This window comes from Alkalihalobacillus trypoxylicola, assembly GCF_001590785.1.
In the GTDB taxonomy this organism is placed as follows: Bacteria; Bacillota; Bacilli; order Bacillales; family Bacillaceae_D; genus Alkalihalobacillus; species Alkalihalobacillus trypoxylicola.
Window position 1 is genome coordinate 139701 of the sequence record NZ_LTAO01000023.1, and the last position, 18188, is coordinate 157888.

Sequence of the window (18188 nt, forward strand, 5' to 3'; positions counted from 1 at the left end):
ACCATGATGAATTATGAATACTTGTTTTCTTACCCATCTCAAGCAACGAGCGAGGGAATTACTTTGAAAAGTATTCAACTGAGGACTTACAATAACTCTCTTAAACAAAAATATGGGTAGAATCATCCCGTCGATGAGCCTACCCATTAAAATAAGATCTATTAAACTAAAACATTCAATTCATCAAGTAGAATTCTAATTTCAACCTTTGTTCCATATTGACTAGAGGATTCTACGGTTAAAGTGCCATTTAAGTCGTCTACTCTTTCTTTCATTGTTTTCAAACCAAAGCCATAAATAAGCTGATCATTCCCTTGACCATTATCTATAACTTTAAGTACGAGCTCTTGATTTTCTTCTAGTAAATAAATAGAAATATTTTCGCACTCTCCATGTCTTATTCCATTTGTAATCGCTTCTTTAAGTGCATGTATCAACATTTTTTTAGCTTTATTTGAGATATTTGGATTATAGACATCGAATTTCACTTCTATGACTATATCAGAGTTTTTTTCTACTTCCTTTACAATATTCTCCATCTCCTGCTGAAAATCATCTATTTCTTCTGAGGCAAATTCATTTAATAATTTAACGGATCTTCTTATTTCATTCAAACCTTTTCGAACTAAATCTTGAGTTAGACCAACCTTTTCTAATGATTTTTGCGAGTCAACTGGGAATAATCTCTTTGCTGCCTCTGCTTGAACAATCGCTGTTGTTAATGTGTGACCCACATTATCATGAATATCTCTTGCGATTCGGTTGCGTTCTTCTAAAACAGACTTAGTGGCTAAAGTTTCAGCCATCTCTTGCTGTGTTTTCTCTAAGTAGTACGTTCTTTCCTGTACTTTTTCTTCAAGTGATTCATTTAGATTTTTCATTTCATTGTAAAGTCTAGCATTCTCTATAGATATGGCTGCTTGTGTGCTTAATAACTGGATCATCGTAATATGCTTTTCTGTAAAAGCGTAGCTTGCTAATTGATTTTCAAGATAGATAACACCAAACAATTCCTTCTTTCTAAATATAGGAATAACCATTATTGATTTTGGCTGATTCTTTTGGAGATAAGGGTCTTGATTAAAACGATTTTCGACTTCTACATGATTAAAAATCGCTCCTCGCTGCATAGAAATCGTATATTGAATCATACTCTCAGGAATATGCTCATAATTATCAAGAGAAATAGAGTTCATCATTTTTGTCATGATTTGTCCATCCTCCACTTCTCCCTTAACTTCTATAAACAATTGTTTTGTTGACTGAAGCATCAATGTCCCTTTGTTCGCTCCTGCATTCTCCAGTACAATCTTCATAAGCTGGTGAAGCACATTTTCAATGACGATTTCCTGAGATAATACTTGTGAAGCCCTTGCAATACTTACTGTATCAATGGATAGAGCATGTACAGGGTAAGAAGCTTCATAGCTAGGCGTAGCTTCTACATATGATTGCTTTTCTGCTAGTTCTAAATGATTGATTTCTACTAAGGAATAAGCTCCCCATATTTTAAAATAATCATTGGATTTTTTTCCTTCTTTAATACTTAGGGCTTGTCTTCCAGCCTCTAAATAAATTTGGCTCAATATTCGATAAATGAGCCCACAATGATGAACGGATTGAGAGGCTTTTGCTAAATTTGCAGCCGTATTTAATCGGTAAATTGCTTTTTCAAGTGAGCCCTTCATATAGAAGTAAATTCCTTCAACAAAATAATAACGATATCCAAAATTCTCCTTAGACTGGCGACTCCATTTCCTTAAGAATTTACGATATTTTAGAACAATAGATAACCGATTTTTTAATTCTTTTTTACTTTGAACCTCGGCAAAGCATAAAGTAAGGCTATAATATAAACAAAAATCTGCTTGGCCAGCTCCAATTACACTGTTTCTCCCTTCAAATAAATGAAGACTTTTTTCAATTTCAATTAGACATTGCTCATATCTTTCATTAAAAAGATCGTAGAAAATTTTTTGTAACACAAAAAAGGTTAAGGTCGTTTCACTTGATTTTAATTTTTTGATAATCGAAGAAACAAGTGCGTCTATTTCTTGAAATTTCTCTGGAGATTTGTAGGGCTGCATAAGATATAATAATATCTTTTTCTGATAAGAGAAAAAGTTAACAAATTCATCTAGTTTAATTTGTTTCACTTTCGCTAAACTTTCATTAGCACAGTTTAATAATGTTTGTAATGGAGAACCTATCATCATATGGGTTTGAAATAACATAATCAATGAACCACCCGCTACAATTAGGTTTCCCGCTTTTTTATTATATTCAAATGCTTTCATCAGAGTTGGGAGCTTATTTTGTAATGGCTCTCCCCAATGCTGAAGAAAACCTGCATAAATAAATAGTGATGCTCCATTAACATAGCCATCCTCTGAGTTCTTTTTTCTATTTAATGCCCACTTACTAATTTCATAAGCTTCAGAGTAATAACCCACTCCTTGGCTCAATATCATTGCATATTGTGCTAGCATGAGCTCTGAATTTTCATGGTTAAAGGATGGATATTGAATTTTCATCATTCTTAAAATATGTAGTGCATAAAGACCTCTGTTATAACCATATACAGCTATTCCCAATGGTTCTAGCATGGAAAAAACCATCTTATCAGACTCGGAATAGGACGGTAAATCCTCTGAATCAAACCCTTCTTTTTTTTCTAATTTATTTATTTTTCTTCTAACTGTTATGAAGTCGTATAGGATATGTGCCCAAATCATTCGTTTTGGAAAGGAATATTGTAATAACTCTAAGCCCTCTATGGCTGTTTTTAATACCTTTTCAGGTTCTAACAAATGATTGGTCATTTTTATTTCAAGCTGATATATATCTATTTTTTCTTTGGTTGATTTGGCTAAGGTCAGTAACTCTGACCCCATAGCATGAGCTTCTTCACTATTCGCTAAAGCATAATGGCAGCGAACCATCTTTAATTTTAGTTGGAACAGCCATTCATCAGAAACGTTCGTATGCTTTTCTGACCACCTTAACCCAGTCTGTAAGTAAGTTAAAGCTGAGCTATAAGCGGAGGATTGGATAGAACGTGTACCCACCTGTAGGTTATATTCCATCATTTTTAATATTTGCTCTTGGTTTAGCACTAATAAAAAAGCGTGATTTAAATGTTCAACAGCTTCATACGGAACACTATGCTCATTAGGCGATACGGCCAAAATCGTCTCCCCAATTTTTTTATGATAATGACTTCTCTCGTCGCTTTCCAAATTTTCATACAGAAGTTGCCAAACACTATCTTTAATAAATTGAATTTGCTCTATATTTTGCTCTTCATCCCATTTAGTCATTCTAATAATGCCTAGCTCTTCTAGCTTTTGTAAATCAAAGTCAATCAGCTCTTTCTTAATATCTAAACCATTGTATAAAATGAACGTATCAACTTGAAAACCTACACAAGAACAATAATCAATGATTATTTTAGCAGTGCTAGATAGTTGTTGTATTTTCGTAAGAGTTTGCTGAAAGTATCCTTCATTTACCATCGGCCATTGAATATTCTGTTCTACAAACATCCATTCACCTTGTAAATGATTAAAAGAAAATAAATTAGCATTATGTAAATACATGAGCGTTTGTTGAATGAGTGAGAAGTTTCCACCAGTAATATGATAGATTTCTTTTAATTTCTCCAAGCTCATTTTACTTTTTATATTAAAGGATTCTTGTAGCCAAGAAAGCGTCTGTCGTTCAGAGATTGGAGCTAGAACCATTTTTTTAGCAGCAAACTCTCCTTTTTCTAAATATGAAAGCATGTTAACTTCTTTTGATTCTAAATGAGCTTGATATGAGAATAAAAACCCAATATACGGATAGTTCGTTAAATTAGGGTCATCCATAAATAATTCATAGCTTGCTTTATCTACCCATTGAAAATTATCAATGAGAATAAAAGTAGGTTTCTTTTGATTGGAAAAACATTGAAGTAGAATAGATAGTAAATTACGAAAATTGGGTTGATTATTTGAGAATACCGTTGTTTGACGTTTTAATGGCGGGTCAACAATTAAATAAAGATCAGTAAAAATTTCGCCTATTAAAGGAAGTGCGTCTCCTAAGCCTTCCTCAAATATTTTTTTCCATTTATCTTTTTCTTGCTGACCTTTTGTCATAATCTGTGTTATAAAATCAGAGAAACCTTTAATAATAGCATGATATGGTTGGTGCTGTTGGCCTTTTAAATAACTTCCATAAAAAAATTGAACCTCATTATTTGTTCTATTCATAACCTCATCTAACAAGGCCGTTTTCCCAATTCCTTCTTCTCCTTCAAGTAAAACAACATCCGATTCACCTTTACTTAATTTAGAGAAAATTTGCTTTAAAGAATGAATTTGCTTTTCTCTACCTTTAATATTCGATGAGAATTGCATTTTAGATAATGCTTCATCCTTGCTTAATCGTAATTTAGTTTGTCCTAATTTAACTGCCTCTCGCATGACATGACAATCTTTCAAGATTCCAGACGAGCTTTGATAGCGATTATCTGGATTTTTTTCAAGCATTTTCATAATCATTTTCGATAAAAATGGAGGAAATAAAGGATGGAGGACGTGAGGTAATTCGGGTTTTTGACTAATATGGGCATGGATAAGCTCCATTTCTTCTTTTTCCCGAAAAGGCCTGACACCTACTGACCATTCATATAATAAAATTCCTAATGAATAAAAATCGCTTCGATGATCAACTAACCTTTCCACTCTTCCCGTTTGTTCTGGAGAGATATAGGAAGCCATTTCTTTCATTCTAATTAAAGGCATTAAATGTAGGTTTTTATCATTCATGCAGTAACGAAAATCTGATAAGAGAATGCTATTAGTAGAGGATTGAATAACAAGAGAAGTAGGATTAATTCCTTGATGAATATAGTCATGCTGATGCAGCTCTGCTAAACCTTTTACAAAATCACTCAATATTTTAATAAACTCTAAATCCAGCAAGCTTTTCGTCTTCATATAATCCTTTAATAAAACATAGCCTTCGTCAGGAGCTATTAAATAAGGTTTATGTCGCTGACTATTTTCATAATGAAGCTGAAAAGGCACTCCCCCACCAGACTTTTTTAATAAGAAGCAAATTTCTTCTGTTTGTTTCATTGTTTTCAACTGTAAATCGGTTGTTTGGTAAAGTAAGGATGTCTTTATTAACACAGGTTGATTGCTATCCTCTTGGACCGCTCGGTAAAATATTAAATCCTCTTCTTGAACCAGCTTTTCAATAAAATGAAAACCTTCAATCATTTTAACAGCCCCCTATACCCCGTTAGAGAAAGATGTACATTATTTTTTGAAATTGTTTAAATAGACAACCGCCTTTGCTCGACCATTGACACCGATTTTACTATATATTTCACTTATGTAATTTTTTACTGTTCCTTCACTAATAAATAAGCTTTCAGCAATTTTTTTATTACTAAAGCCCTGTGCTAGTAAATCGGCCACTTCCATTTCTCGATTTGAAAATTGTATTCCTTCTTGCTTTAAATATTGATGAAAGACTTGATGTTGATCACTGTCTTTAGCATTTGTACTAACTAATTTTTTGACAAGCTTTTGAGCAATTGTATGTGGAATCATTAACTGTCCCGATGCAGCATTTCGAATCGACTGAATGAGTTGATCATAGTTCATATCTTTCATTAAGAATCCATCCGCTCCATGTAAAAAGCTTGAAATGATATAATCATCATCAGCGAATGTTGTTAAGATTAATACTCGAACCTGCTCACTCTCTTTTTTAATTTCTATTAAACTTTCAATTCCGTTCATACTAGGCATCTGTATATCCATCAAAATTAAATCAGGTTGACTTTGTCTCGCCATTTTAATAGCTTCACTTCCATTGTTGGCAGTTGCCACAACCGTCATATCGTCTTCAAGGTCAATGATTGTTTTTAAACCTTCCCTCATTAACGTTTGGTCATCAACTATCAGAATTTTTAGCTTATTCATTTCATCATTAACCACCCTTATAAAAAAATAAAAAAGCTTATATGAATCAATTTCATCATTCATATTTTATAATGAAAACGGAACGATTAGGTTTTTGATTTTCACTTTAGGTAGATGCTTTCGGCTTGTCTTCAGCTAACTCTGACTACGCAGAGCTTCGTCAGAGTGGATCTTCAGACTGCGCTGATCCTTTGGGAGTCACTACCTACCGTTACAATCAATAAGTTAGTTCACAGATATTCAAAACATTTTTATAATAACCGTTTGGTTCAAATCACTTATAGAGCAATGATGAAATTCACTCATATATATACTATACTTATATTTGTAAATTTAATGTACTATAAGTTTCCATCTTGATCAATTTGTTATTTAAACATTACATAATCAGGGGATTCCGAGATTCACTTCTTTACTTCTATAAACGCCCACGATTACCATAAGTTTTTTACCATAATAAACGACTCGAAAGTATTCTTATTGTACACTCTCATTTAAACAGCTGTTTGCATCTAGTCTTAGTAGGAATAAAGCATAAAAAAACAACACCTAGACTTTTTTGTCTGAGATGTTGTTTCATTTATTAAAGCTCACCAATCAGTATTTATTTTTTTGCTGATATCTGATTTACATCCTCTAAAAAATGACAAATAGTCAATAGACCTTTATCAAAGTTTTCTAGGTGAAAATGCTCATTTGGTGCGTGAAAATTTTCAGTTGGTAAACCAAAACCCATTAAAATAATCGGCATTTTTAATATTCGATCAAAGGTTTCAACAACAGGTATAGACCCCCCCATACGTGTAAAAGCAACGGGAACGTTATAAACCTTTTCATAAGCGTTTGCTGCAATTTTAAAAGCTTCGTTCTCTACAGGAGCAGCAAATGGCTTACCTGAATCAAATCTGGTTGTCGTAATGGTTACACCAGCAGGCTTATTTTTTTCAATGTGATTTTCAATGAGTGTGGCTATCTGATCAGGATCTTGATCGGGTACAAGTCGGCAAGTTATTTTCGCATGTGCTTCTGAAGGGATAACCGTTTTTACACCCTCCCCTTGAAAGCCACCATAAATTCCATTGATTTCTAAAGTTGGTCTAACCCATGTTCTTTCTAGCATCGTGTAACCTTTTTCTCCAAAAAGCTCAACGACTTCTAATTCTTTTTTTACTATCTCTTCATCATAGTTTAACTCTTCTAGCTGCTTTCTTTCGTTAGGTAATAAATCCTGAACTTGATCATAGAATCCTTCAATTAAGATTTTTCCCTCTTCATCTCTCATTGAATTTAATAACTGAACAAGGGCGTGTACCGAATTTTGAACTCCTCCACCATAAAGCCCTGAATGAAGGTCTCCTTTCGCTCCTTTTACATCGATTTGTATGGAGCTTAGTCCTCTTAAACCCGTACAAATAGCAGGACGGCCCTTTTCAAGCATAGGTGTATCAGAAATCACTAATACATCTGCCTTTAACAACTCTTGATTTTCTTCAACAAAGCTATCTAAATGGATACTTCCTACTTCTTCTTCGCCTTCAATTAAAAACTTTACATTTACAGGTAGCTTACCTTTTGTCTTTAATAACGCTTCAATTGCCTTCATATGCATAAAGGTCTGGCCCTTATCATCACTAGCACCTCTTGCGAATATTTTCCCATCTCTAATATCAGGCTCAAAAGGTGGTGTTTCCCACAGCTCGATAGGGTCAACCGGCTGTACATCATAATGGCCATAAATAAGAATAGTTGGCTTGTCCTCTGCATGGAGCCATTCACCGTATACGACGGGATGACCTCCTGTTTCTAGTATGCAGACTTTATCTAAGCCAGTATCATTCAGTGATTGTTCAATCCATTTTGCAGCAGCTCTTACATCTTCTTTGTGCTCAGATAAGGCACTCACAGAAGGGATTTGTAAAAACTTAGTTAGCTCATTTAAATGCTGTGTTCGATTCTTTTTTAGGTATTCCTCTAAAGCTTTCATGCTATCATTCCTTTCGCTACTTATCACCTCTATAGTTTATCACAGAAATGTAATAGGACTTCATTGATGTGCCAATATGACTTCTTTATAATATACGAAAGGAGCTTTTCATATATACGATGAAACGACTATTACATAGAAAATGTTAAAATAGTATTCATACCAAAAAGTAAGCTACTCTTAACATCATTTTGTTACGAGTCGAACTGAATAAACTTAGGGAGGTAATCATATGACTGCATTTGAATTAAAAGAATTTGGAGAGAAGCACTTTAACGAAGCCCTCGATTTAGCAGAATACGCCTTTCAAAATAAATTCACTCCAGAGGAACGAAAGAAAAAGAACGAACTCGCTAAATATGGAACTCACTATGGAGTATTTTACGAGGAACAGCTTGCGGCCCGACTATTTTTATTAGAATTAAACATCCAACTGTTCGATCAACAAATAAAAATGGGTGGTATTTCTACCGTAGCCACCTACCCTGAATTCAGAAGAAATGGCTTAGTCAAAAAGCTCCTTCATCATAGCTTGGTCGAGATGAAAAAGAAGGGCATTTTCGTGTCATACCTTCACCCTTTTTCTATCCCATTTTATCGTAAGTTCGGGTGGGAATTATTTGCTAATTACATTCACTACACTTTAGGAAAATCACAATTTCCTTCTAGAGAAAGCTTAAAGGGATCGATAAGACGCTCTACTATAGAGGACCTAGATATTAGAAAAGTCTATCAAGAGTATGTGTCTAATCATCCTGGCAATTTAATACGTGATCATATTTGGTGGGCAAAAAGGTTGCAATCGAAATGGGAAAATCATGAGGTAGCTATTTCATACGATGAAAGCAAGAGACCAAGCGGATACCTCATATACAAAATTAAAGACAACGGTATGAAAGTGGAAGAATTGATTTATTTAAATGAAGACTCACGAATTGACTTATTTAGCTTTATGAGTCAGCATGATTCAATGCTTGAAGAAATTACGTTCAAACGACCTCATACGGATGAAATGGCTCCTCTCTTACCAGATCCAAGAGTTCAGCAAGAAATTCATCCATTTTTTATGGCACGAATTGTTGATGTCGTTGGATTTCTTGAGCTATACCCTTTCAAAGGGACCATTCCAAAGGAAAAAGCTCTCTACTTCCACATAGAGGATCCCTTTTGCGAATGGAATGATGGCTATTTTTCATTACATCATGAAAATGAAAAAGTTCATATAACAAAAATATCTCAAGAACAGGTTTCAAATAATGATGTTATCACTATTTCCATTAATGATTTAACCTTACTATTATTTGGCTGTCAAACACTTTCACAGTTACATAATCGAAGAAAACTAAGAGCATCAAAAGAACAACTCTCTATTCTACAAACCCTATTACCAGAATTAACAAAACCTGAATTTATTGACTTCTTCTAAACAAGATGAATTGGACTTAGACTCTATTAAAGGAATGAGTGACTTATCAGTTTTTTGGATGACTTCACTTTCCATAGAAGTGCACGAGTACAGGAATATAGGTACATCTCTTTCTTGTTGCATTCATCCATCTATTTGTTTGTACATTTCGGATTCAAATCACAACATAATGAATAGAGTATTACAACTAATAATCTATAAATAACGAGGCTTTCCTGAAAACTAGGTAAGCTTTTTTTTTTTATAAAAATACGATTAGCTTAATCCTTGTTAATGACTATACCTATCCATTCTTATACACTAAATATATAATCTCAAACATTCTTTGATACAAGTAAAACGATTTAAACACATTCCATATTGCCAAACAATTATACTAAATAGAGGCGGAGGTTTAAATGAACATTAAAATGGATCTTAACGACAAATATGAAGAAACGACCGTTGTAATTCAAGCTAGAGAATGGTCAGCCGAGTTGGAATCTTTGGTCAAGCAATTAAATAACACAACTACAAAACGTATTGTCGGTGTTAGTGAAAATCAATCTATTTTGCTTGATCCTACTGAAATTGACTATGTTTATGCTGAAAAAAGAAAAGTGTTTGCAGCGACTATATCAAAACAGAATATTGAAGTAAAAATGAAATTGTATGAAATGGAAGAGATTCTTAAGTATCAACGTTTTACACGTTTTTCAAAATCAGTCATTGGTAACATCGAACACATTAAGCGCTTTGAATTAGCGTTCAATGGAAATTTGAGAATTCACTTTAAGTCAGGAAATAAAGAGTATGTGAATAGAAAGTATGTAGCACCACTAAAGGAATATTTAACGATGGGAGGTAGTATAAATGTTCGGTGAAATTTTACACAGAAGTTTGATTGGATTGGGATTTTCAAGTCTAATTACGTTTATATCCTTGACTAGCTTCACAGTCCAGGATACAGATTTAGCTATTTTTCAACTTTGGCTATTTATGTTAGGGAATATGTTGCTTGGTATTTATTTTGGGGTTTCCACATTTATTTTCAATATTGAGAATTGGAGTCCGTTAAAACAATTCTTCGTACATTTCGCCCTTTCGCTCGTTGTTTGGTTTTTTATTTCTATTTTTATAATGGGATGGATACAGCTTACCGCCTTCTCATTGCTCTTTTCTTTCAGCATATTCATCGGAATCTATCTGCTTATCGCATTCATCTTTACTTTTTATTATAAAAAAATAGAGACTGAACTAAATGATTCAGTTAAGTAGATATTTGGAAAATTTTAGCAATAAAAATATATATAAGCCGGTGGTAATATGAGATATTTCAAAATAATTGTTTTTACAAGCTTGATGCTTTTAGTCACTTGGGGATTACATATAGTTGCGCGTAAGCCGATTTTTTCGCTTCATTTTTTTGACAGTGCTACTCTGAATTTTTTTTCTAAACTATCAACTTAGTGGACTGACTTTGGCTACTATAACACTACTATTGATTTACGTATTTGCTGATAAAATCAAATTAAGTTATTTAAATTTAAAACGAACAGGAAAAATGAGGCCTTCCCTTTTGTTAACAAACAAGAAGGAAGGGAAGTGGGAAACGGACGCTTGGGACATAGCCATCATAATGATTATCCTAATAGGAGTCTTCTCTTATTTTCAAACCTATTCGCTAGGCTTTAATTTTAGCTTGATCACTATACTTATGGTTTTTCCAATAGCAGCATCCAACGCTTTTATTGAGGAGATTATTTTTAGACTCTCTTATGTGACAATGGGCGACAATGAGGCATTATCTCCTTTGTATGGAATACTAATGGGATCGATCGTATTTGGATTCATCCATTATTCGGGAGCCGTCCCTAATGGTTTATTTGGTGTACTACTATCCGCATATTTAGGATACTTCTTATCAAAATCTATATACGAAACAAAAGGCTTCTATTGGGCTTTTTTTATACACTTTCTACTCGATGTAGTTATACTGATGTTTATCTTACATGTTAATATGTAAACAACATTGTAACGAGAAACCAAGTAACAAATGTATGGTAGATTCTAAGGATGTTTTAATAATCCCTGAAGAGAGCGGTGCTGTCTCATTTGTGACACTACTAAAGCAGCAATTTCACTTGCACCCATTTCAGTAAAATGAGTATTATCCTCTGTCCCGTTTGGATGTAGCTCATATTCACCTGGTTTTGACCACATAAATAGCTTTTTGGTTTCTTGTTTACCTAATCTTTCAAATAAATCTTTACTTTCAGCCGCTAAATCTAGACAAATTACCCCATTTTGCAAAGCAACCTGCTTCATTGCTTCAATATATTTTTGATGAGTGTTAATGATTTTTCCATTTTCATCAAATTGTCTTCGATGCATAGGTGTAATTAAAACAGGCATTGCACCTTTCTCTTTAGCACTATCAATATACTTTTTTAAGTAATCACGATAAGTTGAATCAGCTAAAGTACCACCTTCATTATCCTTCTCGTCATTGTGAGCAAATTGAATAAACAAAAAGTCGCCCTTTTTAATTTGATTTAATATACGCTCCAATCGCCTCTCTGTCATAAAGCTTTTCGTACTTCTTCCAGAGTGCGCATGATTGGAAACGGCAACATTTTGATTTAAAAATGAAGAAAGCGATTGCCCCCAGCCATAGTAAGGATACTGTCCTGCCGGTTGATCCGTAACCGTAGAGTCTCCCGCTAAATATATCGTGTAACCATTCGTTACTCTCTTTATTTCCAAACCTTCTACCACTGGATTCTCTCCATAAAAAAGAAAAGATAATTGCCCATGAACAGCTTCTACAGTGAATATATATTCTTTTCTTTCATTGTATTTCGTATGAATATTTTCTAGTATTATATGCCCTAATCCTGACTTTACCGAGGTAATCCCCTCAACTTTTGGACTTCCTATTTTAACTTTAATTTCATAAAACCCTTGTTCCACGGTTATAACAAATGAAGGTTTAACTGGAATATGATATTCTCCAGCTAATGAATTTCTTGCTTCCTCATCCCTAGAAACAGATTCTCTTTCCACAAATCCGAAATGATGTTCTCCCAAATCATGTAATGTCTCTGGCTGTTCTAGTGGAAAAGAAAACTGGAAACAGTCCTTTTGCGAAAATTGATTCATTGAACTTCCCCCTCCATATATAACTCAATATGTGATTGTATTTCCTCTAAAGTACTACCTGAAATAGGTGTATATTCTGTTTGAGTGAAAGGCACGACCTGATAATTATTTTCTGACCGTAGTACAAGTGTCGGTTCAATTAATGGGTTATCTAGTGTAATTTCTTCTTCTTCACCCACCTGACTTTTGATGATATCTATCGTAGCAACACCACCTAAATCAGTAAAATCAAATTCCTGTCCAGAATAGAAGTTTCCTAAAGAATAAAATACCACTGTTTTGTGATTTTCCTGCTCTATCATTTCAATCGGTTGAATAACATGAGGGTGATGACCGAAAATGACATCAACGCCTTGCTCTGATAGCATATTACTTAGTCTAATTTGTTCGTCGTTCGGCACTCTGGCATATTCATCTCCCCAATGCATGTGGACAACTAATACATCCACGGACGAACGAAGGCTTTCAATCTCTTTTTTCATTCGTTCTTCCTCAATGAGAGCTACTACATCAGGATTATTCTCTGGAAGTGGTATTCCGTTTGTTCCGTATGTATAAGCTAGAACACCTATCGTTATCCCTTCTACCTCTACAATTCTATCCTTATTCCGATCCTCTGTATCTCTATAAATGCCTACGTAATCAACACCCAGCTCATCATAATAATCTAGGGCCGATTCGACCGCCTTCATCCCTCGGTCTAAAGTATGGTTATTAGCTCCTATAAACATATCTACTCCATAGTAATGAAGGTCACGAACGATCTCTTGTGGGCTATTAAAGGAGGGATATGTGGATAATCCAATATCAACGCCGCCTGGGATAGATTCTTGATTCGCCATCATAAAATCGGGAGCCTTTATTAAATCTCCCACTTCATCTAGCATAGGAGTAAAATCATATCCATCTTCTGTCTCAGCTAATATATAAGCTCGTTCATGGAGTAAAATATCTCCTATTGAACCAATCGTTATCGTCGTTTCCATTACTTCCTCGGTTTCAGTAGCATCTTCTTCTAAAATTTCACTTTGCTCAGAATACACTGTGGTGACAGATTCTATTTGTTCATCCGAATCAAGCTTTCTTTCCTCTTGTACTTCTTCTGACTGACAAGCGGAGAATATAAAAACTAATGGAACTAAAGCGGAAAAAATGAATTTTAATGGATTCATTTATTAATCTCCTTTAATAGGTTCGTCTTCTTGTTCATATTATAGCAAAACCTTGTACAAAATGTTTATTCTTGACTGCTAATGTCGTTCACTTCTCATATATACCTTTCTAAAAGTCCATTTTCTAACAACAAAAAGACCCTCCTCTTTATTAAAAGTAGGAAGGTCCTTTTAAATTTGAAGATTCTCTATGAAATACGCAACCTAGCAATGATGAAGTGACCATGCCGGAACAACTTTGAGCTATTTCGTTTTGTCCCTCGCATCTTAAAAACTAGTTATACTAGCATCTTCTATAACATTACTTTTTCTCTAATTTTTTCAATATATTCCTTTGATGCTAGCATTCTTTCTGGTGATGCTTCTTCCATGATAATCTCGCAATGAGGCTTATACTGATGTAAAAGCTTTAAATACAATTCATAATTCATTTCTCCCAAACCCGCTGGAGTAACTGCCAGCTTACCATCTTGATCAAAGTAGCGATCCTTTGCATGGCAAGCAACAATCTTATCTCCTAAAAGTTCAAAAGCTTCTTCAATGACTTCATCCTGACGATGGAAATTTTCTTCTGTCATTAAATTACCCGGATCTAATACAACCCCAATATTACTTGCATCTATTTTATCTAACATCAGTTTCAATTCTCTTGCTGTTCCAATTAAGTGTCCATGAGCAGGTTCGATCGCAATTCCTGTTCCCCATTTTTTGGCTTCTTCTGCCAGTTCTTCTAAGGCTGATTTAAGACGGTCCCAATCATCTTGATGAAACTTTCCATCTTCACTTTTTCCAACTTCTGCTGCGACAACAGGATGCCCAAAATATCTTGCATAACGTATTAGCTCTTTAAAACGCTCTAAATTTTCCTTATGAAGATCTTTATCTTTCTCAAAAAAATGAAGATAACAAGCAAAAACAGATACAGATACATTATTCTTAGCAAATTGCTTCGCCATATCTTTAGCCAATCCAGGGTTTAACTTTCCTGGCTTTGTAAAATCATAATCTGCAACCGCTTTCCATAAGGCTAGCTGAATATGATTAAACCCTTTTGATGCTACATCTTCTGCTAATTCCTTGTAAGGCTTTTGACCAAACAAATGTGCTAAAACTCCAACAGACATACCAAATTCCTCCTTTTTCTCATTAAGCTGATCCTACCACATTAAATAAAATTCGTCAGCTAAGAATGCGTTTACCGTTATTCAGAAAGGTTTTTGTTCGTTCTCAATCATGACAATCACATTATTGAAAAAAGTAAAAAAAGTTTTCAAAAAAAATTCCCTACCTATACTAAATAGACTTTCGTTCTCCCACCTTTTAATGAAAACGGAATGAATAGGTTCTTGATTTTCACTTTAGGTAGATGCTTTCCCAAGGGCTTGTCTTCAGCTAACTCTGACTACGCAGTGCTTCGTCAGAGTGGATCTTCAAACGGCGCTCATCCTTCGGGAGTCACTACCTTCCGTTACAATCAACGAATCAATTCGCAAACATTCAAGACATTTTTATAATGAATGTTTGGTTTTATTCACTTATAGAGCAATGATGAAATTCACTCAATTTTAAAAATGAATGATTTTTAAAAATATATTGTGAATCTGATCTTGACAGTAATAATGATATTCATTATCATTTAACTTATATTGATAGTGATATTCATTATCATTTAATTCAACCATAAGGAGGTACCCCCTTGCGCTATATCTATTATTCTTGTTTTCTAATCACCGTGCTACTTTTGGGAGCCTGTCAATCAGATGCCCCTGCAAACATTCAACAAACCCATTCGGAATCGAGTGAAAATGTTTATACGATTACCGACTTTGCTGAGCAACAGCATTCATTTAATCAACCTCCAGAAAGAATCGCTGCACTTAGTAACGGTGAAATGGATATTATTTATGCATTAGGGGCTGAATTAATTGGAAAGCCTAGCTCTACATATTCACCTTCAGATTACGATGTTCATGATATAGAGCAAGTAGGATCAACACATGAAATCGATTTAGAAAAAATCACCTTAGTTCAACCAGAGGTAGTTTTAGGAAATTCACAAATGAATAGTAAAGATATACCTAATATTGAGAGCCTAGGTGCTAAGTTTGTATTGAGTGAAGCTCATTCGGTAGATGATATCAAAAGGCAAATTCAATTATTTGGTCAAATGCTTCAAAAAGAAACGAAAGCTGAAGAACTATTATTAGAAATAGACCAATATATCGAAGCTTTAAAGCAAAATACTGAACAAAATCACACTCGTGTCCTTCTCATTTATGGTGCACCAGGTACATATATGGCCGCTCTGCCTAATTCCTTAAGCGGCAACCTGATTGAATGGGCGGGTGGCGAGAATATCGCTAGTGATTTTAAACAATTAGAAGCTTATCCACAATACGCTCAAATTAATGCAGAACGCATTATTGAAGCGAATCCAGATTATGTACTTCTAATGAGTCATGGAAATCCTGAAGAAGTAAGAGAAGGATTCATCAAAGAAATGGAGCAAAATCCAGCTTGGAATCAACTGGAGGCGGTGAAGGAAGGTCGTATTGAAGTTTTACCATCCGACCTTTTTGGAACAAACCCTGGTACAAGAGTAACAGATGCCTTAGATCTTTTAGTTGAGTTATTTCAAACTGCACAAACTAAATGATGGATATTACATTAAGAAAAAAGAGAAGAAGATGGCTTATTTGCCTTTCGCCAGTATTGATTATACTCGTTTCCATTTTTGCTATTACTTATGGTTCTGTTTCTCTTGGGATAAGTGATATTTGGAATGTAATCAATGGAAAAGGCGAAATCATTCATGAAACGATCATTGTTGATTTAAGATTACCAAGAATTTTAATAGGTCTATTAGTAGGAGCCTGTTTAGCCGTAAGTGGCTCTTTACTGCAAGGTGTCATGAAAAACCCATTAGCTGATCCGGGCATTATTGGTGTAACAGCAGGTGGTGGCCTAATGGCGAGTATAACCATGCTTATGCTCCCTCATTTAAGCTACTTATTACCGATATCTGCTTTTATCGGAGCTTTTGTTACAGCCATTATTATATACGTTTTAGCTTGGGATAAAGGAGCTTCTCCTTTAAAAATCATTTTAGCTGGAGTCGCCATTAATGCCTTATTAGGCGCCATGCAAAACGGCATGATGATTCTTTATAGTGACCGAGTTCAATCAGTACTACCTTGGCTCTCCGGAGGATTAAATGGTCGTAGCTGGTTTCACCTCGAATTTATGGCCCCCTATGCATTAATAGGTCTTATACTATCACTTTTGGCTATAAGACCAGCAAACTTGCTTTTATTAGGAGATGATTCTGCCAAACTACTAGGAGAAAAAGTAGAATGGCAAAGATTTTTACTCATTACACTCGCTGCTTTTTTAGCCGGAGCAGCGGTTAGTGTCGCAGGTTTAATTGGGTTTGTTGGCCTTGTCGTACCACATGCAATCCGTTTAATGATTGGAGAGGATTACCGTTTTCTCCTCCCACTTTCAGCTCTTTACGGGGCATGCTTAGTTGTTTTTGCCGATACTATAGCACGGACTTGGTTTGACCCAGTTGAATTGCCAGTCGGAATATTATTAGCCGCTGTTGGGGCACCATTCTTTTTATACTTGCTAAAAAAACGGGGGATGCAATGATGAAACAAGCACTTTATACAAGTAATATTTCATTAGAAATTGGTCATTTCTCCTTAAACAAAATTAGTGCATCTATACCAGAGGGTAAAATCACTGGAATCGTTGGTCCAAACGGTTCTGGAAAATCTACATTGCTCAGAATTCTGTCTAACCTACAAAAGCCAGATGATGGTTCCATTGTCATTGATGAGAAATCTATTAAAGATTATAAAGGAAAGGAATTAGCCCAAACTTTAGCAATGATGCCACAAGCTAAGAGCTCACTGCCTAATATTACGGTTAAAGAGCTTGTTCAATTTGGGCGTTCTCCCTATAAAGGTTACTTCCGGTCCAATTCTTATCAACAGGATGAGCAAATTGTTGAATGGGCATTACGATTAACCAATACCGAACACTTTACCAATCGAATGTTTCATACTTTATCTGGAGGTGAGCAGCAAAAAGTCCGAATTGCCTTAGCGTTAGTTCAAAAAGCACCTATTTTGTTATTAGATGAACCTACTACTTTTCTTGATATTACTCATCAAATTGAAGTTATGGAGTTAGTGGAAACGATTAATAGAGAAGAGAAGATGACAATTGTGATGGTTTTACATGAGCTACAACAAGCTGCATCTTACTGTGATTATCTGGTCGTTATGAAAAACGGAGTCATCGCCCAAGCTGGTAAGCCCAAGGAGCTACTCACTTCTTCATTTTTAAAGGACATATACGATATAGAGGCAAAAGTGAAATATGAAGAGGGATATCCACTCATTATCCCTATTAAAGGAAAACAAAAAGTAAACATCTAAGCATTTGCTTATGTTTTATAAACATATTCCAAAAGGAGG

General features: G+C 34.8%; 13 protein-coding genes. 7 read left to right on the forward strand and 6 right to left on the reverse strand.

What is annotated here, in order from left to right:
* Positions 1-161: 161 nt before the first annotated feature.
* From AZF04_RS13275 to AZF04_RS13285, 3 genes are all read right to left on the reverse strand, one after another.
* Positions 162-5270: an AAA family ATPase gene (locus AZF04_RS13275; RefSeq protein WP_061949131.1), complete on the reverse strand. Its 5109-nt coding sequence runs from the start codon at positions 5268-5270 to the stop codon at positions 162-164.
* A gap of 39 nt (positions 5271-5309) precedes the next feature.
* Positions 5310-5981, reverse strand: a complete 672-nt coding sequence (locus tag AZF04_RS13280; protein ID WP_061949132.1) for a response regulator — start codon at positions 5979-5981, stop codon at positions 5310-5312.
* A gap of 604 nt (positions 5982-6585) precedes the next feature.
* Positions 6586-7965 carry a dipeptidase gene (locus tag AZF04_RS13285; protein WP_061949133.1) on the reverse strand — a complete coding sequence of 460 codons (1380 nt, stop codon included), beginning with the start codon at positions 7963-7965 and terminating at the stop codon, positions 6586-6588.
* Positions 7966-8197: 232 nt separating this feature from the next.
* On the opposite strand from AZF04_RS13285, the gene AZF04_RS13290 reads away from it, so the two are divergent.
* The 4 genes from AZF04_RS13290 to AZF04_RS13305 all read left to right on the forward strand — a co-directional run bounded on the left by AZF04_RS13290 (position 8198) and on the right by AZF04_RS13305 (position 11396).
* Positions 8198-9391 (forward strand): GNAT family N-acetyltransferase, encoded by a 1194-nt coding sequence (locus AZF04_RS13290; RefSeq protein ID WP_061949134.1) that lies wholly within the window; start codon positions 8198-8200, stop codon positions 9389-9391.
* A gap of 398 nt (positions 9392-9789) precedes the next feature.
* Entirely contained in the window at positions 9790-10254 is a 465-nt protein-coding gene (locus tag AZF04_RS13295; protein ID WP_061949135.1) for a LytTR family DNA-binding domain-containing protein, read from the forward strand.
* The gene (locus tag AZF04_RS13300) at positions 10244-10648 is read left to right on the forward strand and encodes a DUF3021 domain-containing protein (protein WP_061949136.1); all 405 of its coding nucleotides are present in this window, start codon (positions 10244-10246) and stop codon (positions 10646-10648) included. Before AZF04_RS13295 ends, AZF04_RS13300 begins: the two co-directional genes overlap by 11 nt.
* Positions 10649-10949: 301 nt before the next feature.
* Positions 10950-11396, forward strand: a complete 447-nt coding sequence (locus AZF04_RS13305; protein ID WP_161485267.1) for a CPBP family intramembrane glutamic endopeptidase — start codon at positions 10950-10952, stop codon at positions 11394-11396.
* Between the two features lie 44 nt (positions 11397-11440).
* Here AZF04_RS13305 and AZF04_RS13310 read toward each other — a convergent pair whose 3' ends face one another.
* The 3 genes from AZF04_RS13310 to AZF04_RS13320 form a co-directional block, all read right to left on the reverse strand.
* On the reverse strand, positions 11441-12532 hold the full coding sequence (locus tag AZF04_RS13310) for a rhamnogalacturonan acetylesterase (protein ID WP_061949138.1): 1092 nt from the start codon (positions 12530-12532) through the stop codon (positions 11441-11443).
* Positions 12529-13704: a CapA family protein gene (locus AZF04_RS13315; protein WP_061949139.1), complete on the reverse strand. Its 1176-nt coding sequence runs from the start codon at positions 13702-13704 to the stop codon at positions 12529-12531. Before AZF04_RS13315 ends, AZF04_RS13310 begins: the two co-directional genes overlap by 4 nt.
* A 293-nt stretch (positions 13705-13997) precedes the next feature.
* Positions 13998-14828 (reverse strand): sugar phosphate isomerase/epimerase family protein, encoded by an 831-nt coding sequence (locus tag AZF04_RS13320; protein ID WP_061949140.1) that lies wholly within the window; start codon positions 14826-14828, stop codon positions 13998-14000.
* Positions 14829-15400: 572 nt separating this feature from the next.
* On the opposite strand from AZF04_RS13320, the gene AZF04_RS13325 reads away from it, so the two are divergent.
* The 3 genes from AZF04_RS13325 to AZF04_RS13335 are packed head-to-tail and all read left to right on the forward strand — an operon-like array spanning position 15401 to position 18149.
* Positions 15401-16360, forward strand: a complete 960-nt coding sequence (locus AZF04_RS13325; protein ID WP_061949141.1) for an ABC transporter substrate-binding protein — start codon at positions 15401-15403, stop codon at positions 16358-16360.
* A complete protein-coding gene (locus AZF04_RS13330; protein ID WP_153017273.1) occupies positions 16360-17355 on the forward strand; it encodes a FecCD family ABC transporter permease in 996 nt (331 codons plus the stop codon). Before AZF04_RS13325 ends, AZF04_RS13330 begins: the two co-directional genes overlap by 1 nt.
* Complete coding sequence (locus tag AZF04_RS13335; RefSeq protein WP_412459208.1) at positions 17352-18149, forward strand: ABC transporter ATP-binding protein; 798 nt, start codon at positions 17352-17354, stop codon at positions 18147-18149. The genes AZF04_RS13330 and AZF04_RS13335 overlap by 4 nt, the downstream gene beginning before the upstream one ends.
* The last annotated feature ends 39 nt before the right edge of the window (positions 18150-18188 follow it).